Origin of the sequence: Bradyrhizobium sp. CB1015, from assembly GCF_025200925.1 — a bacterium.
Lineage (GTDB): Bacteria > Pseudomonadota > Alphaproteobacteria > Rhizobiales > Xanthobacteraceae > Bradyrhizobium.
Window position 1 is genome coordinate 4,320,241 of sequence record NZ_CP104174.1, and the last position, 22,202, is coordinate 4,342,442.

Genomic DNA, 22,202 nt, shown 5'->3' on the forward strand with positions numbered 1-22,202 from the left:
GAGCAGCGCCCCCTCACCCGATTTGCTGCGCAAATCGACCTCTCCCCGCAGGGGAGAGGTGATCCAAGCCGGCGGGGGCTTTGATATGCAGTTCGCTCTGAACGAGGATCAGGTCGTCCTTCGCGACATGGCGCTGGCGTTTGCGGCGGAAAAGATCGCGCCGCACGCGCTGCGCTGGGACGAGGAGAAGCATTTCCCCGTCGACGTGATGCGCGAGGCCGCCACGCTCGGCATGGGCGGCATCTACATCCGCGAGGATGTCGGCGGCTCCGCCATGACGCGGTTCGACGCGGCGTTGATCTTCGAGGCGCTGGCGACGGGCTGCCCGACCACCTCGGCCTTCATCTCCATCCACAACATGGCGAGCTGGATGATCGATGCCTTCGGCAGCGACACCCAGCGCCACCAATGGCTGCCGAAGCTCTGCACCATGGAGCTGATCGCAAGCTACTGCCTGACCGAGCCGGGCGCCGGCTCGGACGCGGCCGCCCTGCGCACCCGCGCGGTGCGCGAGGGCGATCATTACGTCCTCAACGGCCAGAAGCAGTTCATCTCCGGCGCCGGCGGCACCGATGTTCTGGTCGCGATGGTCAGGACCGGCGGCGATGGTCCCGGCGGCATCTCGACCCTCGTCATCGACGGCAAGACGCCCGGCGTCTCCTTCGGCGCCAATGAGCGCAAGATGGGCTGGAACGCACAGCCGACCCGCGCGGTGATATTCGAGAACGCCCGCGTGCCCATGGCCAATCGCCTGAGCGAGGAGGGCACAGGCTTCAAGATCGCGATGGCCGGTCTCGACGGCGGCCGCCTCAACATCACGGCGTGTTCTCTTGGTGGTGCCCAAACTGCGCTGGACAAGGCGCGCGCCTACATGAAGGAGCGCAAGGCGTTTGGAAAGCGCCTCGACGAATTCCAGGCGCTGCAGTTCCGTCTCGCCGACATGGCGATCGAGCTCGAGGCCGCGCGTACCTTCCTGTGGCGTGCCGCGGCGGCGCTCGACCGCAAGGACCCCGACGCCACCATGTTGTGCGCGATGGCCAAGCGCTTCGGCACCGATGTCGGCTTCGAGGTCGCCAACCACGCGCTGCAGCTTCACGGCGGCTACGGTTACCTCAGCGAATACGGCATCGAGAAGATCGTGCGCGACTTGCGCGTGCACCAGATCCTCGAAGGCACCAATGAAATCATGCGGCTCATCGTGGCGCGCAAATTGATCGAGGGCGCGCGATGAGCGGAGCGGAAGAGGGCGATCTGATCGCGCGCGTCGAAGGCGCGGCCGGCATCATCAGACTCAATCGTCCCAAGGCGATCAACGCCGTCACGCTGGAGATGTTTCGCGACATCGACAAGGCGCTCGATCGCTTCGAAGCTGATCCTGCCGTTGCCGTGATCCTGCTGGAAGGCGCCGGCGAGCGCGGCCTCTGCGCCGGCGGCGACATCCGCACGCTCTGGGAAAGCTCGAAGGCTGGTGGCGACCTCGGCAAGATCCTGTGGCGGGAGGAGTACATTCTCAATGCCCGGATCAAGAAGTTTTCAAAGCCCTATGTCGCCTTCATGGATGGCATCGTGATGGGCGGCGGCGTCGGACTTTCAGCACATGCCAGCCACCGCATCGTCACCGATCGCACCAAGCTGGCGATGCCCGAAGTCGGTCTCGGCTTCTTCCCCGATGTCGGCGGCACCTATCTGCTGTCGCATTCGCCGGGCGAGATCGGCACCTATTTCGGGCTGACCGGCCAGACCATGAACGGGCCGGACGCGATCCACGCGAAGTTTGCCGATTGGGTCGTGCCGGCGGCGAGATTGCCGGAGCTGCGCGAGGCACTGACCAAGCTGCGCCTTGGTGCCACCGCTGCCGGTGTCGGCAAGCTCATCGACGACTTTGCCACCGGCGAGACCGCGGGGCCGGTCGCCGCCAGGGAGCCGATCATCGATGCGTTGTTCGGCTTCGACCGCATGGAGGACATTTTCGCTGCGTTGAAGCGCGATGGTTCCGAGTTCGCGCTGGCCACGCTGAAGACGCTGAACGAAAAATCGCCGCGCGGCATGGTGGTGACGCTCAAGCTGCTGCGGCTTGCGCGCGGATCGAGCCTGGAAGAGTGCCTGGTGCGCGAATACCGCGCTGCGCTGGAAGTGTTTCGGAGCGATGATTTCCGCGAAGGCGTGCGCGCCGCCGTGATCGACAAAGACCGCAACCCGACCTGGTCGCCGCCGAGTATCGAGGATGTGACGCCGGAGATGCTCGCGCCCTATCTCGCCGAGATCGGCGCGGACGAGCTGAAGTTCAATTAACAACGCGACAGCGGAGGAAACGACAATGGCCACGATCGCATTCATCGGTCTCGGCAACATGGGCGGCCCGATGGCCGCCAACCTCGTCAAGGCCGGCCACAAGGTGGTGGCGTTCGATCTCGTCGAAGCCTCGCGCAATCAGGCCAAGGCCGATGGCGCCAGCATTGCCGACAGCGCGCCCGCCGCGGTGAAGGGCGCCGATGTCGTCGTCACCATGCTCCCCGCAGGCAAACACGTGCTCGGCGTCTGGAACGAGGTCGTGCCCGCCATGACCAAGGGGACGCTGATCATCGATAGCTCCACCATCGACGTCGAAAGCGCGCGGGCCGCGCATGCGCTCGCCGCCAAGCACGGGGTGCTCTCGGTCGATGCGCCGGTCTCCGGCGGCACCGGCGGTGCCAAGGGCGCAACGCTCACCTTCATGTGCGGCGGCGAGGACAAGGCATTTGCCGCGGCAAAGCCCGTGCTCGAGAACATGGGCAAGAAGATCGTGCATTGCGGCGGTGCCGGTGCCGGCCAGGCCGCAAAAATCTGCAACAATATGATCCTCGGCATTTCCATGATCGCGGTCAGCGAGGCCTTTGCGCTCGGTGAGAAACTCGGGCTCTCGCATCAGGCGCTGTTCGACGTCGCCTCGACCTCGTCCGGCCAGTGCTGGTCGCTGACGACCTATTGCCCGGTGCCTGGCCCGGTGCCGACCTCGCCGGCCAACAACGATTACAAGCCGGGCTTTGCCTCGGCGCTGATGGTGAAGGACCTCACCCTGGCGCAGGATGCCGCCAAGGCTGCCGGCGCGGCCACGCCGCTCGGCAAGCATGCCCAGGAGATCTATCAGTCTTTCGACGCAGCCGGCCAGGGCGGGGTGGATTTTTCCGGAATTATCAAGCACGTTCGCAGCCTCGCTGGAAAATAGCGGGGCTTCGTAGCCCGGATGGAGCGAAGCGAAATCCGGGACAGCTGCTTCCAATGGCGTAGCCGGCCCCGGATTGCGCTCCGCTCCATCCGGGCTACGCTCGAACATCATTTCGACGGGCCCGGACCATGACCACCTTCCAGGAAGCACGCGCGTTCCTTCTGCAGCACCGCACGGATTACGAGGCCGCGATCAATGATTTCCGCTGGCCCGATCCGGTTCCTTTCAATTGGGCGCTCGATTGGTTCGACGCCGAGCTGGCGGCAAAGGCGGAATCCAAGGATCGGCCGGCGCTCTGGATCGTCGACGCCGCGCAGGATCGCCAGACAAAACTATCGTTCGCGACGCTCTCGAAGCGCTCTAGCCAGGTCGCGAACTTCCTCCGCGCGCAGGGCTTGAGGCGCGGCGATCATCTCCTGCTGCTGCTCGGTAACGTGGTTCCGCTGTGGGAGACGATGCTTGCGGCGATGAAGCTCGGCGTGGTCGTCATTCCCGCCACCACGCTGCTCACCGCCGACGAGCTGCGCGACCGGCTCGATCGCGGCAAGGCGAGGGCAGTGGTCGCGGCGCAGGACCAGGTCGCAAAATTCGCAAGCTTAGGCGCCGAGAATGTCGTCCGCATTGTCGTCGGCGCGCCCTCCGATGGTTGGCTTGCGTATGACGAGGCGGCAAAGGCTTCCGAAAGTTTTGCACCTGATGGTCCGACCAATGCCGACGACCCGATGCTGCTCTATTTCACCTCGGGGACGACAGCAAAACCAAAGCTTGTCCGGCACAGCCAGCGCAGCTATCCCGTCGGCCATCTCTCGACGATGTACTGGATCGGCCTGAAGCCCGGCGACGTCCACCTCAACATCTCCTCGCCCGGCTGGGCCAAGCACGCCTGGAGCTGCTTCTTCGCGCCGTGGAATGCGGGTGCGACCGTGTTCGTGGTCAACCAGCCGCGCTTCGACGCCAAGGCGCTGCTTGCCACCATCGGCCGCTGCGGCGTCACCACGCTGTGCGCGCCGCCGACGGTGTGGCGGCTGTTCATCCAGGAGAATCTGGCCTCGTTCAAGGTCGCGCTTCGCGAGGTCTGCGGCGCCGGCGAGCCGCTCAACCCTGAAGTGATCGATCAGGTGCGGGCGGCCTGGGGCCTCACCATTCGCGACGGCTACGGCCAGACCGAGACCACGGCGCTCGCCGGCAACTCGCCGGGCCAGCCCATCAAGGTCGGCTCGATGGGCCGTCCGCTGCCGGGCTACCGCGTGCAGATCAGCGATGCCGACGGCAATCCGGCGAAAGAGGGCGAGGTGACGCTGGTGCTGGGCGATGACCGTCCCGCCGGCCTGATGCAGGGCTATCAGGGCGACGACGGCAAATTGTCCGGAGCCGATGGCGCGCTCTATCGCAGTGGCGACGTGGTGTTTGCGGATAAGGACGGCTATCTCACCTTCGTCGGCCGCTCCGACGACGTGTTCAAGTCGTCGGACTACCGCATCAGCCCGTTCGAGCTGGAGAGCGTGTTGCTCGAGCACGAGCTGGTCGCGGAAGCTGCGGTGGTGCCGAGCCCGGATCCAATTCGGCTCGCGATCCCCAAGGCGTTCGTGCTGCTGACCGCGGGCGCGGAACGCTCGCCGGAAACCGCGCTATCGATCTTCAGGCACCTGCACGCGCGTCTGGCGCCGTTCAAGCGCATCCGCCGCCTCGAAATCGTCACTGAGCTGCCGAAGACGATCTCTGGCAAGATCCGCCGCGTCCAGCTACGACGGCTCGAACGCGACGACGATCGCACTGATCCGCTGCGCGGCCGGGAATTCCGCGAGGAGGATTTTCCGGAGCTGGCGAAGACACGGAGTGAGACCTAAGTGAACGAAGTCTGGAAGAAGCCGCCTGTTACGCTCGAGGCCTATCAGGCTATGGTCGGCAAGGAGATCGGCGTGTCCTCATGGCACCTGATCGACCAGCCCCGCATCGACACCTATGCCGATGTGATCGAGGATCACCAGTTCATCCACGTCGATCCGGAACGCGCGAAGAACGAAACCGCCTTCGGCACCACCATCGCGCACGGGTTTCTCACGATGTCGCTGCTGTCGATCATGTCCTACGAGGTGATGCCTGTGATCGCCGGCACCACGATGGGCGTGAATTACGGCTTCGACAAGCTGCGCTTCATCTCGCCGGTGCGCTCCGGCAAGCGCGTGCGCGGCCGCTTCGTGCTGGCGGAAGCCAAGCTCCGCAAGCCGAACGAATTGCAGTCCCGCACCAACGTCACGGTCGAGATCGAGGGCGAGGACAAGCCGGCGCTCGTCGCCGACTGGCTTGGCCTGATCTATTTCGAGTAGGCTCGTGCCGTCGTTGCCGGGCTTGACCCGGCAACCCATCGCTGCTCAAAAGCCTGACGAAAGCGGGGTCTCACCCTCTCCCCTTGGGAGAGGGTGCCTCGCGAACGCGAGGCGGGTGAGGGGTCTCTCTCCGCGAGCGCAACTGCCGAGACAACCCCTCATCCGGCGCTTCGCGCCACCTTCTCCCACAAGGGGAGAAGGAAGAAAGGAAGCACTCATGGCAATCAGGTTCGACGGACGCGTCGCCATCGTCACCGGCGCGGGCAATGGTCTCGGCAAAGCACACGCGCTGGGGCTGGCGAGCCGCGGCGCGAAGGTCGTGGTCAACGATTTCGGCGGCGCGCGCGACGGCACCGGCGGCTCGCTGTCGCCGGCCGAAGCGGTGGTCGAGGAGATCCGTAAAGCCGGCGGCACCGCGATGGCCGACGGCGCCGACGTCTCCAATTTCGAGCAGGTCACCGCCATGGTCGAGCGCGCCACCAAGGAATGGGGCAGCGTCGACCTCTTGTGCGCCAATGCCGGCATCCTGCGCGACAAGTCGTTCGGCAAGATGGAGGTCGCCGATTTCCAGAAGGTGCTCGACGTGCATCTCGTCGGCACCTTCTATTGCTGCAAGGCGGCCTGGGCCGGCATGCGCGACCGCAATTACGGCCGCATCGTGCTGACGACGTCGTCCTCCGGCCTCTACGGCAATTTCGGCCAGGCCAATTACGGCGCTGCCAAAACCGGCATGGTCGGCCTGATGAACGTGCTCGCCGAGGAGGGCCGCAAGAATAACATCCGCGTCAACATCATCTCGCCGACCGCCGCGACGCGCATGACCGAAGAGCTGCTGCCGCCGCAGGCGCTGCAACTGATGAAGCCGAACGCGATCACGCCCGCGGTCGAGTATATGTTGAGCGAGGATGCGCCGACCCGCACCATCATGGGCGCGGGTGCCGGCTCGTTTGCGGTGATCAGGATCCTGGAGAGCGAAGGCATCAACCTGCCGGAGAGCGAGTGGACGCCGGATGCGATCGCCGCGCATTTCGCCGAGATCAGCGACATGTCGAAGGCCAGGGCGCTGCAGGGCGCGTTCGAGCAGACGCAGAAATACGTCGCGCAGGCCGCGGCGCGGGTGGGGATCAAGCTCTGACAGCCGTCGCCGTCATCGGCGCCGGTCCCGCCGGGCTGATGGCGGCGGAAGTGCTGGCGTCAGGCGGCGCCGGCGTCACGGTCTATGACGCGATGCCGTCCGCGGGGCGCAAATTCCTGATGGCCGGCCGCGGCGGGCTCAATCTCACCCATAGCGAACCGCTGCAGCAGTTCATGGCGCGCTACCGCGAGGCCGCACCGAAGCTGCAAGCGGCGATCGACGCGTTTTCGCCCGATGCGCTCCGGGCCTGGAGCGAAGCGCTGGGCGAGCCAACCTTCGTCGGCAGCAGCGGACGCGTGTTTCCCAAGACGTTCAAGGCCTCGCCCTTGCTGCGCGCCTGGCTGCGGCGGCTCGACGCCGCCGGCGTCCGCTTCGCTTTTCGCCATCGCTGGATCGGCTGGGACGGCGATGGCCGGCTGATCTTTCAGACGCCGAAAGGCCTCTCCGCTATCGAAGCAAACGCCACGCTGCTCGCGCTCGGCGGCGCAAGCTGGCCACGCCTGGGGTCGGATGGCGGCTGGGTCGACATCCTCGCTGCAAAGGGCATTGCCGTCTCCAAGCTGCGGCCGGCCAATTCCGGCTTCACGGTCGATTGGTCCAAAGTGTTCCGCGACCGCTTCGAGGGCCAGCCGCTCAAGGGCGTGGCGCTGACGATCGGCGCGCACACAGTGCGCGGAGAGGCGATGATCACCCGCAGCGGCATCGAAGGCGGCGCGATCTACGCGCTGTCGGCGGAGCTGCGCGAGGCCGTGCTGAATCTCGGGCAGGCGACGCTGATGATCGCGTTGCGGCCCGATCTCGACGCCGCTGCGCTGACCACGCGGCTGTCAGGCGTGCGCGGCAAGCAATCGCTGGCGAACTTCCTGCGCAAGGCGGCGCAGCTGTCGCCGGTCGGAATTGGCCTCATGCAGGAGGCGGCCATCGCCTCCGGCCGGCCGCTCGCTTCGTTCTCGCCGGCGGAGCTCGCAGGGCTGATCAATGCGATTCCGGTTCAGCTCACCGGAGTAGCCGCGATCGATCGCGCCATCTCGACCGCGGGCGGAATTTTGTTCGACGAGCTCGACGAGCGCTTCATGCTGCGCAAATCGCCCGGTGTGTTCGCCGCCGGCGAGATGCTGGACTGGGAAGCACCGACCGGCGGCTATCTCTTGCAGGCGTCATTCGCGACCGGGGCTGCCGCAGGCAGGGGCATGCTCGGCTGGCTGAATCGTTCTTAGCACGCCGCCGCCCTTCGAGGCCTCCGCTGCGCTCCGGCACCTCAGTGTGACGGCTACGCGAGAGCAGCATCGCGAGGCAGACTAACGAGAGCGTCATCCTGAGGTGCTCGGCTTCCGGTGCGACTAGCACCGGAGGCCGAGCCTCGAAGGATGCGCGGGCGCCGAACCGCCTACCGCAGCTTCCCCCGTGCAGCTACCGGTAGGGTGCCGATGATGTCCTCGCCGCGGACCATCACCACCTCGTCCATCATGTTGACGACGACGCAGACATGGTTCGGCACGATGCGGACGACGTCGCCGACATTCGGCCTTGTGTTGCTGCGGGAGAGGTCGAGGAAGCCGTGCTCCTCGGCGAACTTGGCGATCTTGGCTTCGGGATGCTCCAGGATCAGGCCGTGGCCGTCGAGCCCGCCGGTGTCCGTGGTCAGCGTTTTCGAGCCGGCGTCGAGGATCCCGCGCTCGGGCGCGGCGCGGCTCACCACCGTCGAATAGATGTGCAGCGCGCAATCGTCCCAGGTCGCCGAGCCCGCAGCGACCTGCATGCGATCGTTATAGATGTAGGTGCCGAAGCGGTGCTCGGTGCCGCCTTTGAGCTTGCCGATGTTGACGAGGTTCGGCGTGCCGCCGGTCGAGACGATCTTGGCGTCAAGCCCGTGCGCGCGCACGCCGGCCAGCGCCTCGTCGTAGAATTTCTGCGCTTCAGCCCAGCCGGTCTCGGTCGGATACAACATGAAGCCTGCGAACTCGAGGCCCTTGGACGCCGCGATCTCGCGTGCCAGGGCAATCGCTTCGGCCGGCGTCTCGACGCCGGCGCGCTTGCGCCCGGTGTCGCATTCGACCACGACGGAAAGCGGCCGGCCTGACGCCGCAGCCGCCTTGGGCAGGCCGGCGATGACGGTGGAGTTGTCAGCGGCCACTGTCATGTTGGCTTTCGCCTGCAGCGCGGCGAGCCGCGCCATCTTCTCCTCGCCCAGCAGGTTGTAGCTGATCAGGATGTCGTCGATGCCGGCATTGGCCATGATCTCGGCTTCGCCCAGCTTCTGGCAGGTGATGCCCTTGGCGCCGGCCGCGACCTGCATCTTGGCAATCGTCGGGTTCTTGTGCGTCTTGATGTGCGGACGATTGGCGATCCCGGCGCCGTCGCAGGCCTTCTGGATCCGGGCAATGTTGCGCTCGACCCTGTCCATGTCGATGACGGCACAAGGCGTGCCGTATTCGCGGGCGATTTTTGCGGCGAGGGGAGTGGTCATATGATCTCTCTATCTTCGGCCCTGTAGGATGAGTAGAGCGAAGCGAAACCCATCAGAACCAGTTCCCGTTGCGCGATGGGTTTCGCTTCGCTCTACCCATCCTACGATTCAAGCCTGCTCTATTTCTTCACGGAGCATTTCAAGTTCGAGCCAGCGCTCTTCGGCGGCGGACAGTTCTTCATGTGCCCTGGCGATGGCGGCCGAGGTATCGTCGAATTTTTTGCGATCCTTCGCATAGAGAGTGGGATCGTCCAGCACGCGCTGCAATTTTGCAATATCGGCGTGCAACGTTTCCATCTTCTTCGGCAGCGTTTCCAGTGCGTGCTTCTCGTTGAAGCTCAGCTTCCGCTTGGGCGCGGACGAGGGAGCGGCGGCGCGCTCCTCTTTCTTCTCTGCCGGCGCTTGGGTCTTCGCGGTCTCGCGCTTGAGGTCCGCGCCGCGCTGCGCAAGCATGTCGCTGTAGCCGCCGGCATATTCGATCCACTTGCCGTTCCCCTCCGGCGCAATCACCGAGGTGACGACGCGGTCGAGGAAGTCGCGGTCATGGCTGATCAGGATGACAGTACCCTCGTAGTCGCCGAGCATCTCCTCGAGCACGTCGAGCGTCTCGAGATCGAGATCGTTGGTCGGCTCGTCCAGCACCAGGAGGTTCGACGGCTTTGCCAGCGCGCGCGCCAGCATCAGCCGGCCGCGCTCCCCGCCCGAGAGCACCTCGAGCGGCGTGCCACGCTGCTCCTGCGCGAACAGGAAGTCCTTCATGTAGCCGACGACGTGCTTCGGCTTGCCGCCGACCATGACGTGGTCGCCGCGGCCGCCGGTGAGCGCTTCGGCCAGCGTCGATTTGGGATCGAGGCTTTCGCGATGCTGGTCGAGCGTCGCCATCTCCAGATTGGCGCCAAGCCGCACGGTGCCGGAATCGGGCTCCGCGCCGCCGGTAAGCAGGTTGACCAGCGTGGTCTTGCCGGCGCCATTCGGCCCGATGATGCCGAGCCGGTCGCCGCGCTGGATGCGGGTCGAGAAATTCTCGACGATCTTGCGCTCGCCATAGGATTTGGCGATGCCCTTGGCCTCGATCACCAGCTTGCCGGACTGCTCGGCTTCGCTGGCTGCGAGATTGGCGCTCCCGGCGGTGCCGCGATAATTGCGGCGTTGGGCGCGCAACGCGTGCAGATTGGCGAGGCGTTTGACGTTGCGCTTGCGCCGGCCGGAGACGCCGTGGCGCAGCCAGTGCTCTTCGTCGACGATCTTGCGATCGAGCTTGTGCTGGTCGCGCTCCTCTTCCGCGAGCACCTCGTCGCGCCAGCTCTCGAACGAGGCAAAGCCGCGGTCGATCTGCTTGATCTTGCCGCGGTCGAGCCAGGCGGTGGAGCGCGAGAGATTGGTGAGGAAGCGGCGGTCATGGCTGATGATGACCAGCGCACTGCGGCGGCTGTCGAGCTCCTGTTCCAGCCATTCGATGGTGGCGAGATCGAGGTGGTTGGTCGGCTCGTCCAGCAGCAGAATGTCGGGCGAGGGCGCCAGCACAAAGGCCAGCGCCGCGCGGCGCGCCTCGCCGCCGGAGAGGTTGTGCGGGTTCTCCTCGCCGGTGAGGCCGAGCTGCTCCAGGAGATAACGCGCCTGGTGCTGGTCGTCGCCGGGCGCGAGGCCGGACTCGACATAAGCGAGCGTTGTCATGTGCGCGCCGAAATCCGGCTCCTGCGGCAGGTAGCGCACCGTTGCGCCCGGCTGCACGAAGCGCGTGCCCGAGTCCGGCTCGACCAGGCCGGCTGCGATCTTCAAAAGGGTCGACTTGCCGGAGCCGTTGCGGCCGATCAGGCAGACCCGTTCGGATGGCGCGACGTTGAGCTCGACGCCCGACAGCAGCGGCGTGCCGCCGAAGGTCAGCCTGATGTCTTTGAGTTGGATCAGCGGCGGGGCCATGGCTAACCTTGGCTCGTTGCGGCCTGATCTGCGCGGCGGCGCTGGATCCGGCGCAGCGTCTGGTCGAGCGCCGAGAGGAAGGCGGAGCGGTCGCGCGGCGAGAACGAACGCGGGCCGCCAGTGACTTCGCCCGACGAACGCAGATCCGTCATCAGATTGCGCACCGCCAGGGTCATCCCGATCGACTCTTCGGTGAACGGCTTGCCGTTCGGGGCGATCACGTCGGCACCCGCCTTCACGCAGCGGCTGGCCAGCGGAATGTCCGAGGTCACCACGACGTCGCCAGGCCTCGCGCGCTCGGCGATCCAGTCGTCGGCGGCGTCCATGCCGCTACCTGCGGCAATGCGCTCGATCAGGAGATCCTGCGGCACGCGGATGAAATTGCCTGCGACCACGCTGACGGGTACGCCGTGCCGGATCGCGACGCGGTAGATCTCGTCCTTCACAGGGCAGGCGTCGGCGTCGACATAGATGCGGGTGGGGGTATCGGTCATTCCGCGCGTGGTACCGCATTCGGACGGCAAAGGCGAGGGGATTGACCCTGGTTCCTCAGGCCCTACGATCGCTTCCGAAACAATAAGAATATGGGAAAGCCAAGCCATGCCGAACCGGCTCGAAACCTACCGCGTCGAGGCCTACAACACCGCCAAGCAGTCCGAAAACAAGATGCACGACGACAATGTGGCGCGCCGCTTCGGCTTTTCCGGCGGGCTGGTCCCCGGCGTCGACGTCTTCGCCTACATGATGCACGTGCCGATCGCGCGCTGGGGCCGCGATTTCCTTTCACGTGGGCTGGTCGAGGCGCGCTTCATCAAGCCGGTCTATGACGGCGAGACTGCCGACGTCGACGCGACCGAGCACAACGGCCTGCTGACCATCGAGGTGTTCAGCCGCACCGAGCTGTGCGCGACCGGGACGGCCTCGCTGCCGGCGGAGGCGCCGATGGTAACATTGAGCGACTATGTCGAAGTCCCCGCTGTCGCCGAGCGCAAGCCGGTCGGCCCGGCAACGTTCGAGACCGGCAAATGGCTGGGCACGACACCGCGCCGCTGGGCCGGGCAGGACGCCGCCGATTATCTCGCCGACATCAGGGAAACCGATCCGATCTTCGCGCGCGAGGGGCTCGGCCATCCCGGCCTGATTCAACGCGCCATGAACCGCGTGCTGGTGGACAACACCATTCTGGGTCCCTGGATCCACGTCGGCAGCCGCATGCAGCTGCTATCCGCCGCGCGGGCCGGCGACGAGATCACCGCGCGGGCAAAAGTCACCGCGAATTACGAGAAGAAGGGCCACCGCTTCGTCGAGCTCGACGCCCTCGTCGTCGCCAACGGCACGACGCCGCTCGCGCATTGCCAGCACACCGCGATCTACCAGCCGCGTGAGCAGGCGGCGGCGTAGCGGAGAACAGGAAAGGCCAAGCCCATCACTCCAAAGACGGTGTCATTCCCCGCGAAGGCGGGGAATCCAGTACGCCGCGGCTTCTCGGTCAATCGCTGCCGTCTCGGAGTACTGGATCGCCCGGTCAAGCCGGGCGATGACAGTAGAGTTTGTGGCGACGACAGTCCCCCTTACGCCGCCTTGGCCTTCGCCTCCTGGATCGCGCGCCATACCCGCTCGGGGGTCAGCGGCATGTCGATGTGCTTGATGCCGTAATCCGACAGCGCATCGAGCACCGCGTTCACCACCGTCGACAGGCTGCCGGCACAGCCCGCTTCGCCGCAACCCTTGCTGCCGAGCGGATTGGTGGTGGCGGGCACTGGGTGATCGCCGACCGTCATGTTGGGGACGTCCTCGGCACGGGGCAGGGCGTAGTCCATCAGCGAGCCCGTAATCGGCTGGCCATTGTCGTCGTAGCGGATGTGCTCCATCAGCGCCTGGCCGATGCCCTGGACCACGCCGCCATGGAGCTGGCCCGCGACCAGCATCGGGTTGATCACCGTGCCGAAATCGTTGACCGCGCTGTAGCGCACGATCTGCACCACGCCGGTGTCCGGGTCGATCTCGACCTCAGCGACGTGGCAGCCGTTCGGGAACGCGGAGGCGACCGGATCGCTGGTGTGGTCGACATCGAGCGTATCAGGCACGCCCTCCGGCACCTTGCCGTCATGCAGGCGCTTGGCGAGCTCCATGATGTCGATACTGCGGTCGGTGCCGGCGATCGTGAAGCTGCCGTTGGCGAATTCGATGTCGGCCTCGGACGCCTCAAGCATATGCGCGGCGGCGCGCTTGCCCTTCTCGATCACGAGCTTGGCGGCGCCCACAATGGCCTGGCCGGTCGCCGTGATCGAGCGCGAGCCGCCGGTGCCGTTGCCGGTGTGGACGATGTCGCTGTCCCCTTGCACGAGCTTCACGCTCTCGAAGGGGACGCCGAGCTGCTCGCACAGTACCTGCGCGAACGGCGTGGCATGGCCCTGGCCGTAATCGAGCGTGCCGGTGATGAGCTGCACGGTGCCGTCAGGATCGAACACGATCTTGCCGAGCTCGACGCCGGGCGGCGCGGTGACCTCGAGATAGGAGCCGACCGCAATCCCGCGCAGCTTGCCGGCCTTCCTGCTCTCCTTCTTGCGCTTGGCGAAGTTATCGTAATCGGAGATTTCGAGCGCCTTGTTGAACACGGCCGGGAAGTCGCCGCTGTCATAGGTCACGCCGGAGGAGGCCGCGAACGGGATCTGGTTCGGCTTGATGAAGTTGCGCTTGCGCAGGGTCAGCCGGTTGATTCCCATCTCGTCGGCGGCGCGGTCGATCAGCCGCTCCATGTAATAGTTCGCCTCGGGCCGGCCGGCGCCGCGATAGGCCCCCATCAGCGTGGTGTTGGTGAGCACCGTCTTGATGTCGACCGCCATCAGCGGCGTGCGATAGACGCTGGAGAAATTCTTGCCGGTGTTGAGCGAAAGCGGGCTCGGCGCGACGCCGGTGATGTAGGCGCCGAGATTGCCATAGCCGGACAGCTTCGCCGCGAGGAAATGCCCCTCCGCATCGAGCGCGAGTTCGGCATGGATCTTCTGCGCGCGGCCGTGGCTGTCGGAGAGGAAGCTGGTGGAGCGCTCGTCCAGCCACTTCACCGGGCGTCCCAGTGCCTTCGCCGCATACAGGATGCACATGTATTCGGGATAGTTGATGTTCTTCATGCCGAAGGAGCCGCCGACGTTGGCGGTGAGGATGCGCACCTTCTCGTTCGGCACCTTCAGGTTCTTGGCGAGGTTGGCGCGATTGCCGGCAACGCCCTGCGTTGGCACCTGAAGCGTGTAGCGCTCGGTCTTCTTGTCGTAGGAGGCAAGCCCCACGCGAGGCTCCATCGAGACCACGGCGACGCGGGTGTTCTCGATGTCGAGCTTGGTGACGTGAGCGGCGCTGGCGAAGGCCGCGTTGACCTTGTCCATGTCGCCATAGTGGTAGTCGAGCGCGACATTGTTCGGAATGTGGTCATAGAGCTGCGGCGCGCCGGGCTTGGCGGCCTCCTCAGGATCAGTCACCGCCGGCAGCGGCTCGATGTCGAGCTCGACCGCCTCGGCCGCGTCGCGCGCCTGAGCCAGCGTCTCCGCGACCACGAAGGCGACGGGATCGCCGACGAAGCGGACCTTGTCGGTCGCCAGCGGCTGGCGGTTGGTCTGGAGCAGGGGCGAGCCGTCGCGGCTCTTCAGCGGCAGGCCGCAGGTGAAGGGGCCATAGCCGGCGGCATCGAGATCCTTCCCGGTCCACACGCCCAGCACGCCCGGCATCGCCTTGGCGGCATCGAGCCCGATGCCGCGGATGATGCCATGGGCATGGATGGAACGGACGACCACGGCATAGGCCTGGTTCGGCAGATTGAAATCGTCGGTGTAGCGGCCCTTGCCGCGCACCAGGGTGTCGTCCTCCTTGCGGCGGACCGGTTGCCCGACGCCATATTTTTGCAGTGCAATAGCGTTCTCGAGCGTGGACGATTTGGTGTGTTCTTGCATGGAATTGACCTGAAAAGCCGGCATTTGCGCATTTTCGCGGCAGCGGAGCACCGGACTCCCCTGAGATAACCCACCACCCCCGTTCACGACAACGCACGATTGGACATGGTCCCATGTGATGCGTTGTTGCGCAGGCCTGCCGCGCTGCTAATGTTTCAGGCGAAAAATCAATTCCAGACCGGCCCGACCGGCCGCGGAAAGACAGTTTGTATGAATGACCACACGCGGCTCCGCGACGGCCATGTAAGGCAACATGGGCCGCCCGGTGAGCTGGAGGGGTCGATGGCGGCGGTCGCGTTGGCCACCGATCCGGCCGTCGGCGCGCAGGCGCCGGGAACCGGCGTCTATGCGGCGCTGGACCTCGGCACCAACAATTGCAGGCTGCTGATCGCCTGTCCGACCCAGGACGGCTTTCGCGTGGTCGATTCCTTCTCGCGCATCATCCGGCTCGGCGAGGGCGTCTCGGCGACAGGTTGCATCAGCGACGCCGCGATCGAGCGCGCCATCGCCGCGCTCAGCATCTGCCGCGACAAGATCAACTTACGGAAGGCGCGCCGGCTGCGGCTGATCGCGACCGAAGCCTGCCGCGCCGCTTCGAACGCGGAAGGGTTTCGCAGCCGCGTTGCGGCCGAGACCGGCATCGAGCTCGAGGTGATCGACCGTGAGACCGAGGCCACGCTCGCCGTGCTGGGCTGCTCGCCGCTGGTCGACCCCAGGGGACGCGGCGCAATCCTGTTCGACATCGGCGGTGGCTCGACCGAGCTGGTGCGGATCGAGCGCGACGCCACCAATCCGGAGCCGCGCATCAAGGCCTGGATGTCGATCCCGTATGGCGTGGTCACGCTCGCCGAGCAGTTCGGCGGCCGCGACGTCACGCCGCAGATCTACGCCGCGATGGAGCAGGAGGTCGCAAACCACGTCGCGCCGTTCGCGGAAGAGCACGGCCGCGATCTCACTGAGATGCATCTGCTCGGCACGTCGGGCACGGTGACGACGCTGGCCGGCATTCATCTTAACCTCGCGCGCTATGACCGCCGCCGCATCGACAGCATCTGGATGAACGATTCAGATATCACCGCGACCATCGAGAAGCTGCTCGGCATGAGCTACGAGGAGCGCGCGAACAACAGCTGCATCAGCGTCGAGCGTGCCGATCTTGTGCTCGCCGGCTGCGCCATTCTCGATGCCATTCGCCGCGCCTTTCCGCTGCCGCGCCTGCGCGTCGCCGACCGGGGCCTGCGCGAAGGCATGCTGGTCGAGATGATGCGCGAGGACGGCGCGCTCAGGAGCTGGTGAGATGGCCAAGGACACCACCGGCCGCTTGCACGTCCAAGTCAAAACCAAGGTCAAGACCGGCGGCAAGCGGAAATTGTCGTCCAAGCTGTGGCTGGAGCGGCAGCTCAACGATCCCTATGTCGCCAAGGCCAAGGCCGCGGGCTATCGCTCGCGCGCCGCATTCAAGCTGCTGGAGATGGACGACAAGTTCCGGCTGTTGAAGCCGGGCATGGCCGTGGTCGATCTTGGCGCCGCTCCCGGCGGCTGGAGCCAGATCGCGGCCAAGCGCGTCGGCTCGACCGAAGGCAAGGGCAAGGTCGTCGCGATCGATCTGTTGGAGATGCCGGAGATTCCCGGCGTCGATTTCGCGCAGCTCGACTTCATGGACAACGACGCCCCCGAGAAGCTCACCGCGATGCTGGGCGGCAAGGCCGACGTCGTGATGTCCGACATGGCCGCCAACACCACCGGCCACCGCAAGACCGACCAGCTCCGCATCGTCGGCTTGGTCGAGACCGCGGCGGCGTTCGCCTGCGACGTGCTCAAGCCCGGCGGCACGTTCCTCGCCAAGACGTTCCAGAGCGGCGCCGACGCCGAACTGCTCGCCCAGCTCAAGCGCGACTTTGCCACCGTGCGTCACGTCAAGCCCGCCGCGAGCCGACAGGATTCCTCGGAACGCTACGTGCTGGCGACGGGGTTTCGCGGCGGGGGAACGGCGTAGTCGCGAGCTCCGCGTTGCGAGCGCAGGAATCGTAGCCCGCATGGAGCAAAGCGTAATGCGGGACAGGTCCCGGATTGCGCTTTGCTCCATCCGGGCTACAGCGACTGCGCTACCCCAGCCGCTGATCCCGCACGTCCTGCGTATCCTCGGACGCCGCCTTGACCGCAGCCTTCTCTGCGCCCTTGCCGGCGCCCTTGCGGCTCGCGATCTCCACCGCCTTGCGTCCCGAAATCTCGTGGCCGGCATCCGCGGGCATCTGCCAGAAGAACCAGCTCGAGGCCGCCGAGGTCAGCGCGACCACGACGAAGGCGGGCGCGAACACGGTGGCGTTGAGCTCGCTGACATGGCTGAACCACATCGTGGTCTCGACACAGGCCGCGCCGACGGCGACGCCGGCCGAGATCGCGAGCTGCTGGTTGACGCTGACGAGGGTGGTGGCGCGGCTCATTTGCGCGGTCTCGACGTCGGCATAGGCGACCGTGTTGATCGCGGTGAACTCCAGCGAGCGGAAGAAGCCGCCGACCACCAGGATCACCATGATGATGAGCAGCGGCGTCGTCACCGTGAACAGCGCGCAGACGCCGAGAAAGAACGCGCTGACGATCGCGTTCACCGTCATCAGGTTGCGGAAGCCGAAGGTGCGGATGATCCGTGCCGCCAGCGTCTTCATGCCCATGGCCCCTAACGAGGAAGCAAAGGTGACGAGGCCGGAATGGAACGGCGACAGGCCGAAGCCGATCTGCATCAGGAGCGGCAGCAGGAACGGCAGCGCGCCGATGCCGAGCCGGAACAGGAAGCCGCCGAACACGGCTGCGCGCAGCGTCGGCAGCCTCAGGAGCGAGAAGTCCAGGACCGGCGATCCGGTCCGGCGCGCGTGGATGATGTAGAGCGTCATCGAAATCGCACCGCCCGCGATCAACGCGGCAACTGTGCTCCAGGGCAGCAGGCTGAGGCCGGCAACCGAGAGGCCGAAGGCGATGCCGGCAAGCCCCAGCCCAGCGAGCACCATGCCATAGAGATCGAACGGCTCCTGCGCCTCGCTCTTGATGGGATCGATGAAGCGCAGCGCCATGAAGATGCCGAGCAGGCCGATCGGGATGTTGATCAGGAAGATCCAGTGCCAGGACGCGTAGGTGGTGATGAAGCCGCCGAGCGGCGGGCCGATCACGGGACCGATCAGGGCAGGGACCGTCACCCAGGCCATGGCGTTGACCAGCGCGCTCTTGTCGACCGAGCGCAGCAGCACGAGGCGTCCGACCGGCGTCATCATCGCGCCGCCCATCCCTTGCAGGATGCGCGCGAACACGAAATCGGTGACCGAGGTCGAGAGTGCGCAGCCGACCGAGCCGACCATGAACACACCGACCGCGATGGCGAACACCATGCGCGCGCCGAAGCGGTCGGCGGTCCAGCCGCTCGCCGGGATGAACACCGCAAGCGACAGCAGGTAGGACGTGATCGCGAGCTTCAGCGTCAGCGGGCTGGTGCCGATGTCGGCCGCAATCGCCGGCAGCGAGGTGGCGATCACGGTGGAATCCATGTTCTCCATAAAGAGAGCGGTGGCCACGATCAGCGGAATGACGCGTTGCTTGTCGACCATGACGGATTGGCAATGAAATCGGAATGAGGGGTGGAGTTGCGGCTTATCACCGCCGTCCGCCGCGGACCATTGCGGATCGACGCATGGCACCTAGGTCCCGCGTAACAACGGTGTGACCCTCTCGTCATTCCGGGGCGCGCCCCTTGGCGCGAACCCGGGATGACGGCGGAGGGGACGGCGTACCTGGCCCACCCCGCCGATTTCGCCCCAAAAAAGCCTGTGCATGGCTGGCCAGCGGCCCGAATTGCTTTGATTCGTCACGCAGGCGTGCTATCGACCCGCGTCAACCCCACCGATGGGCTCCGATTCTCAAGGCGTTGCCGCAAGGGACGCCGAGGGCGGCGCTCATCCATTAGTATTTGCGGCAAGGCCGCAGGAAGGAGTTGGCAGATGGCCACGGTGCAACTTCAGGGCATCCGCGAAGCCTTTACGTTCGACGACGTGCTGTTGAAGCCGGGCCTGTCCGACGTCATGCCGGGCGAGGTTGACATCCGCTCCCGCGTCACCCGCGCCATTCCGCTCAACATCCCGATCATGGCCTCGGCCATGGACACGGTCACCGAGGCCCGCATGGCGATCGCCATGGCGCAGGCCGGCGGCCTTGGCGTCATCCACCGCAACTTCGATCCCGAAGGGCAGGCCGCCCAGGTGCGGCAGGTCAAGCGCTACGAGTCCGGCATGGTGGTGAACCCGCTCACCATCAGCCCCGACGCCACCCTCGACGACGCGCTCAAGCTGATGAGCGATCACGGCATCTCCGGCATTCCCGTCGTCACCGGCGCGGGCAAGAACACGCCCGGCAAGCTGGTCGGCATTCTCACCAACCGTGACGTGCGCTTTGCGACCAATCGCCAGCAAAAGATCTCCGAGCTGATGACGCACGAAAACCTCGTCACGGTCCGTGAGAATGTCAGCCAGGACGAGGCGCGGCGGATGCTGCACCAGCACCGCATCGAGAAGCTGCTGGTGGTCGACGATCAATATCGCTGCGTCGGTCTCATCACCGTGAAGGACATGGAGAAGGCGGTCGCCCATCCGCTCGCCTGCAAGGACGCGCAGGGGCGCCTGCGCGTCGCTGCCGCCACCACGGTCGGCGATAACGGCTTCGAGCGCACCGAGCGGCTGATCGACGCCGGCGTGGATCTCGTCGTCGTCGACACCGCGCACGGCCATTCCCGTCACGTGCTGCAGGCGGTGAACCGCATCAAGCGCCTGTCCAATTCGGTGCAGGTCGTCGCCGGCAACGTTGCCACCACGGAGGGCGCGCAGGCGCTGATCGACGCAGGCGCGGATTGCATCAAGGTCGGCATCGGCCCCGGCTCGATCTGCACCACGCGCATCGTCGCCGGCGTCGGTGTGCCCCAGCTCACCGCGATCATGGATGCGGTCGAGGCGGCGAAGAAGGCCGACATCCCCGTCATCGCCGACGGCGGCATCAAATATTCCGGCGACCTTGCGAAAGCGCTCGCTGCCGGCGCCGACATCGCCATGGTCGGCTCGCTGCTCGCCGGCACCGACGAGACGCCGGGCGAAGTGTTCCTGTGGCAGGGCCGCTCCTACAAGGCCTATCGCGGCATGGGCTCGGTCGGCGCGATGGCGCGGGGATCGGCCGACCGCTACTTCCAGCAGGACATCAAGGACACGCTCAAGCTCGTGCCCGAAGGCATCGAGGGGCAGGTGCCCTACAAGGGCCCGGTCGGCAACGTCATGCACCAGCTCGCCGGCGGCTTGCGCGCCGCGATGGGCTATGTCGGCGCGCGCGACATGAAGGAGCTGCACGACAAGGCCCAGTTCGTCCGCATCACCGGCGCGGGCCTGCGCGAAAGCCACGTCCACGACGTCACCATCACGCGCGAGAGCCCGAACTATCCGGGCGGGGGTTAGTTCTCGGTCTCGTGCCCCGGACGCAGCGCAGCACCTCTTCGGTGATGCGCTGCAGAGCCGGGGCCCATCTCTCCGCAACCTCCCGTGTAGCTTTTTGGATCCCGGCTCTGCGCAGCAACGTTTCACGTTGCAGCGCGTCCGGGACACGAGCTGTGCCAACCGCTCCACCGCTTTTGTATTGACGCAGCTACCAGCCTCCGCTTCCGTCCACGTCGAAAGACAAAAAGGAGGAAGCCATGGCCCAAGCCAAACGCATCGTTCTCGCCGCGCGTCCCGTCGGCGAACCCAAGCCGTCCGATTTTCGCCTGGAGGAATTCGCCGTTCCGACGCCAGGGCCGGGCGAAGTCCTGCTGCGCACGATCTGGCTGTCGCTCGATCCCTATATGCGCGGGCGCATGAGCGACGGGCCGTCCTACGCAGCTCCGGTGCCGGTCGGCGGCGTAATGGAAGGCGAGGCGGTCAGCGAGGTCGCGGCCTCCAACAATCCCGATTTCGCGGTCGGCGACATCGTGCGCATCCGCTCCGGCTGGCAGACTCATGCGATCTCGAACGGCAAGGGCCTGATCAAGGTCGATCCCAAGCTCGGTCCGATCTCGACCTCGGTCGGCGTGCTCGGCATGCCCGGCATGACCGCCTATACGGGCCTGCTCGACATCGGCAAGCCGCAACCGGGCGAGACCGTCGTCGTTGCCGGTGCGTCAGGCGCGGTCGGCTCGGCGGTGGGGCAGATCGCCAAGATCAAGGGCGCACGCGCGGTCGGCATCGCCGGAGGCAAGGACAAGTGCGACTACGTGGTGCAGGAGCTCGGCTTCGATGATTGTCTCGATCATCGCGAAACCGATTTTCCGGCCAAGTTGAAATTCGCCTGCCCTGATGGCATCGACGTCTATTTCGAGAATGTCGGCGGTGCCGTGTTCGAGGCGGTGTTCCCGCTGCTCAACCCGTTTGCGCGCGTGCCCGTTTGCGGCCTGATCGCCCATTACAACGACACCGAGGCCAAGCCGCCGAAATGGGCGGCCAGCCTGATGCGTGCAACGCTCACCAAGCGGCTGACCTTCCGCGGCTTCATCGTGTCCGACTTTGCCGCCCGCCATGGCGACTTCCTGCGCGACATGTCCGCCTGGGTTCGCGAGGGCAAGGTCAAGTACAAGGAGTTCGTCACCGAGGGCCTGGAAAGCGCCCCCGGCGCCTTCATAGGGCTGCTGAAAGGGGCCAATTTCGGCAAGCAGCTGGTCCGGGTCGGGCCGGACAAGGCCTAGCGCGACAGGGAATGGGACTCACGTGGCCCCGCGGCCACACGCCGCGTGGGGATAGTTAAGAAAGAGTCACCAAATGGTCACACCTGCCCGCAAAAGCCGCAGGTGTGACCGCCTGTTCATTGACGGCCGGACGAAGGCATTGAATCATCGCGCATATTTCAGGTGCTGCGATGTTAGAGATCGGTATTTTTTGCGTCATCCTGCTGGCCGCCGGCTATTGGGCGACCATGTTCATCATGGGCCGTCGCGACGACGTCATCCATGGCAAGTTCGTTCACGCCGAGGACGAGGGCGAATTCACGCCGGCCGCAAGGCCTGCGCCACCGCCATTCCCGAAGCGTCCGGTCGAAGCTGCGCAGCCCGCCTTTGTTCAGCCGGTCGGTACCGAGGCCAAGCCGGTGAACAGCGCCGCGCTGCAATCGCTGCTCGCTGCCATCCAGCAGGATCTCAAGAGCGTCGCGTAAG

At 65.8% G+C, this 22,202-nt stretch carries 18 protein-coding genes; 13 read left to right on the forward strand and 5 right to left on the reverse strand.

Annotation, left to right across the window (positions count from 1 at the left end):
- Positions 1 to 85 precede the first annotated feature (85 nt).
- From N2604_RS19795 to N2604_RS19825, 7 genes are all read left to right on the forward strand, one after another.
- Positions 86 to 1,231, forward strand: a complete 1,146-nt coding sequence (locus N2604_RS19795) for an isobutyryl-CoA dehydrogenase (protein WP_260369946.1) — start codon at positions 86 to 88, stop codon at positions 1,229 to 1,231.
- Complete coding sequence (locus tag N2604_RS19800; protein WP_260369947.1) at positions 1,228 to 2,292, forward strand: enoyl-CoA hydratase/isomerase family protein; 1,065 nt, start codon at positions 1,228 to 1,230, stop codon at positions 2,290 to 2,292. The genes N2604_RS19795 and N2604_RS19800 overlap by 4 nt, the downstream gene beginning before the upstream one ends.
- A 25-nt stretch (positions 2,293 to 2,317) precedes the next feature.
- Positions 2,318 to 3,205: a 3-hydroxyisobutyrate dehydrogenase gene (gene mmsB / locus N2604_RS19805; protein WP_260369948.1), complete on the forward strand. Its 888-nt coding sequence runs from the start codon at positions 2,318 to 2,320 to the stop codon at positions 3,203 to 3,205.
- Between the two features lie 128 nt (positions 3,206 to 3,333).
- Complete coding sequence (locus N2604_RS19810) at positions 3,334 to 5,052, forward strand: AMP-binding protein (RefSeq protein WP_260369949.1); 1,719 nt, start codon at positions 3,334 to 3,336, stop codon at positions 5,050 to 5,052.
- Positions 5,053 to 5,532 (forward strand): MaoC family dehydratase, encoded by a 480-nt coding sequence (locus tag N2604_RS19815; RefSeq protein ID WP_260369950.1) that lies wholly within the window; start codon positions 5,053 to 5,055, stop codon positions 5,530 to 5,532.
- A gap of 217 nt (positions 5,533 to 5,749) precedes the next feature.
- A complete protein-coding gene (locus tag N2604_RS19820) occupies positions 5,750 to 6,667 on the forward strand; it encodes an SDR family NAD(P)-dependent oxidoreductase (protein WP_260369951.1) in 918 nt (305 codons plus the stop codon).
- A gap of 38 nt (positions 6,668 to 6,705) precedes the next feature.
- Complete coding sequence (locus tag N2604_RS19825) at positions 6,706 to 7,884, forward strand: TIGR03862 family flavoprotein (RefSeq protein ID WP_260369952.1); 1,179 nt, start codon at positions 6,706 to 6,708, stop codon at positions 7,882 to 7,884.
- 170 nt (positions 7,885 to 8,054) lie between these two features.
- Here the strand turns inward: N2604_RS19825 and N2604_RS19830 are convergent, their stop codons facing one another.
- The 3 genes from N2604_RS19830 to N2604_RS19840 all read right to left on the reverse strand — a co-directional run bounded on the left by N2604_RS19830 (position 8,055) and on the right by N2604_RS19840 (position 11,548).
- Positions 8,055 to 9,134 (reverse strand): D-TA family PLP-dependent enzyme, encoded by a 1,080-nt coding sequence (locus N2604_RS19830; RefSeq protein ID WP_260369953.1) that lies wholly within the window; start codon positions 9,132 to 9,134, stop codon positions 8,055 to 8,057.
- Positions 9,135 to 9,242: 108 nt separating this feature from the next.
- A complete protein-coding gene (locus N2604_RS19835) occupies positions 9,243 to 11,054 on the reverse strand; it encodes an ABC-F family ATP-binding cassette domain-containing protein (RefSeq protein ID WP_260369954.1) in 1,812 nt (603 codons plus the stop codon).
- 2 nt (positions 11,055 to 11,056) lie between these two features.
- Positions 11,057 to 11,548, reverse strand: coding sequence for a YaiI/YqxD family protein (locus tag N2604_RS19840; RefSeq protein WP_260369955.1), 492 nt, complete (start codon positions 11,546 to 11,548; stop codon positions 11,057 to 11,059).
- Between the two features lie 106 nt (positions 11,549 to 11,654).
- Here N2604_RS19840 and N2604_RS19845 point away from each other — a divergent pair, with 106 nt between their 5' ends.
- Positions 11,655 to 12,455: a hypothetical protein gene (locus N2604_RS19845; RefSeq protein ID WP_260369956.1), complete on the forward strand. Its 801-nt coding sequence runs from the start codon at positions 11,655 to 11,657 to the stop codon at positions 12,453 to 12,455.
- Positions 12,456 to 12,625: 170 nt separating this feature from the next.
- On the opposite strand, the gene N2604_RS19850 is transcribed toward N2604_RS19845, so the two are convergent.
- Positions 12,626 to 14,998 (reverse strand): xanthine dehydrogenase family protein molybdopterin-binding subunit, encoded by a 2,373-nt coding sequence (locus tag N2604_RS19850; protein WP_260369957.1) that lies wholly within the window; start codon positions 14,996 to 14,998, stop codon positions 12,626 to 12,628.
- Positions 14,999 to 15,208: 210 nt separating this feature from the next.
- Here N2604_RS19850 and N2604_RS19855 point away from each other — a divergent pair, with 210 nt between their 5' ends.
- Together N2604_RS19855 and N2604_RS19860 are read left to right on the forward strand one after the other, a co-directional pair.
- Complete coding sequence (locus N2604_RS19855; RefSeq protein WP_260369958.1) at positions 15,209 to 16,294, forward strand: Ppx/GppA phosphatase family protein; 1,086 nt, start codon at positions 15,209 to 15,211, stop codon at positions 16,292 to 16,294.
- Between the two features lies 1 nt (position 16,295).
- A complete protein-coding gene (locus N2604_RS19860; RefSeq protein ID WP_260369959.1) occupies positions 16,296 to 16,994 on the forward strand; it encodes an RlmE family RNA methyltransferase in 699 nt (232 codons plus the stop codon).
- Positions 16,995 to 17,103: 109 nt separating this feature from the next.
- Here N2604_RS19860 and N2604_RS19865 read toward each other — a convergent pair whose 3' ends face one another.
- Complete coding sequence (locus tag N2604_RS19865) at positions 17,104 to 18,594, reverse strand: MFS transporter (protein ID WP_260369960.1); 1,491 nt, start codon at positions 18,592 to 18,594, stop codon at positions 17,104 to 17,106.
- Between the two features lie 390 nt (positions 18,595 to 18,984).
- On the opposite strand from N2604_RS19865, the gene guaB reads away from it, so the two are divergent.
- From guaB to N2604_RS19880, 3 genes are all read left to right on the forward strand, one after another.
- Entirely contained in the window at positions 18,985 to 20,478 is a 1,494-nt protein-coding gene (gene guaB, locus N2604_RS19870) for an IMP dehydrogenase (RefSeq protein WP_260369961.1), read from the forward strand.
- A 236-nt stretch (positions 20,479 to 20,714) separates the two neighbouring features.
- Entirely contained in the window at positions 20,715 to 21,737 is a 1,023-nt protein-coding gene (locus N2604_RS19875) for an NADP-dependent oxidoreductase (RefSeq protein ID WP_260369962.1), read from the forward strand.
- 170 nt (positions 21,738 to 21,907) lie between these two features.
- The gene (locus N2604_RS19880) at positions 21,908 to 22,201 is read left to right on the forward strand and encodes a hypothetical protein (protein ID WP_260369963.1); all 294 of its coding nucleotides are present in this window, start codon (positions 21,908 to 21,910) and stop codon (positions 22,199 to 22,201) included.
- The last annotated feature ends 1 nt before the right edge of the window (position 22,202 follow it).

Bases quoted from the DNA above. Each gene is read 5' to 3' on its own strand.
- N2604_RS19795 (WP_260369946.1), top strand. From the start codon at position 86: ATGCAGTTCGCTCTGAACGAGGATCAGGTCGTCCTTCGCGACATGGCG.
- N2604_RS19800 (WP_260369947.1), top strand. From the start codon at position 1,228: ATGAGCGGAGCGGAAGAGGGCGATCTGATCGCGCGCGTCGAAGGCGCG.
- mmsB (WP_260369948.1), top strand. From the start codon at position 2,318: ATGGCCACGATCGCATTCATCGGTCTCGGCAACATGGGCGGCCCGATG.
- N2604_RS19810 (WP_260369949.1), top strand. From the start codon at position 3,334: ATGACCACCTTCCAGGAAGCACGCGCGTTCCTTCTGCAGCACCGCACG.
- N2604_RS19820 (WP_260369951.1), top strand. From the start codon at position 5,750: ATGGCAATCAGGTTCGACGGACGCGTCGCCATCGTCACCGGCGCGGGC.
- N2604_RS19825 (WP_260369952.1), top strand. From the start codon at position 6,706: ATGGCGGCGGAAGTGCTGGCGTCAGGCGGCGCCGGCGTCACGGTCTAT.
- N2604_RS19830 (WP_260369953.1), bottom strand. From the start codon at position 9,134: ATGACCACTCCCCTCGCCGCAAAAATCGCCCGCGAATACGGCACGCCT.
- N2604_RS19835 (WP_260369954.1), bottom strand. From the start codon at position 11,054: ATGGCCCCGCCGCTGATCCAACTCAAAGACATCAGGCTGACCTTCGGC.
- N2604_RS19840 (WP_260369955.1), bottom strand. From the start codon at position 11,548: ATGACCGATACCCCCACCCGCATCTATGTCGACGCCGACGCCTGCCCT.
- N2604_RS19845 (WP_260369956.1), top strand. From the start codon at position 11,655: ATGCCGAACCGGCTCGAAACCTACCGCGTCGAGGCCTACAACACCGCC.
- N2604_RS19850 (WP_260369957.1), bottom strand. From the start codon at position 14,998: ATGCAAGAACACACCAAATCGTCCACGCTCGAGAACGCTATTGCACTG.
- N2604_RS19855 (WP_260369958.1), top strand. From the start codon at position 15,209: ATGAATGACCACACGCGGCTCCGCGACGGCCATGTAAGGCAACATGGG.
- N2604_RS19860 (WP_260369959.1), top strand. From the start codon at position 16,296: ATGGCCAAGGACACCACCGGCCGCTTGCACGTCCAAGTCAAAACCAAG.
- N2604_RS19865 (WP_260369960.1), bottom strand. From the start codon at position 18,594: ATGGTCGACAAGCAACGCGTCATTCCGCTGATCGTGGCCACCGCTCTC.
- guaB (WP_260369961.1), top strand. From the start codon at position 18,985: ATGGCCACGGTGCAACTTCAGGGCATCCGCGAAGCCTTTACGTTCGAC.
- N2604_RS19875 (WP_260369962.1), top strand. From the start codon at position 20,715: ATGGCCCAAGCCAAACGCATCGTTCTCGCCGCGCGTCCCGTCGGCGAA.
- N2604_RS19880 (WP_260369963.1), top strand. From the start codon at position 21,908: ATGTTAGAGATCGGTATTTTTTGCGTCATCCTGCTGGCCGCCGGCTAT.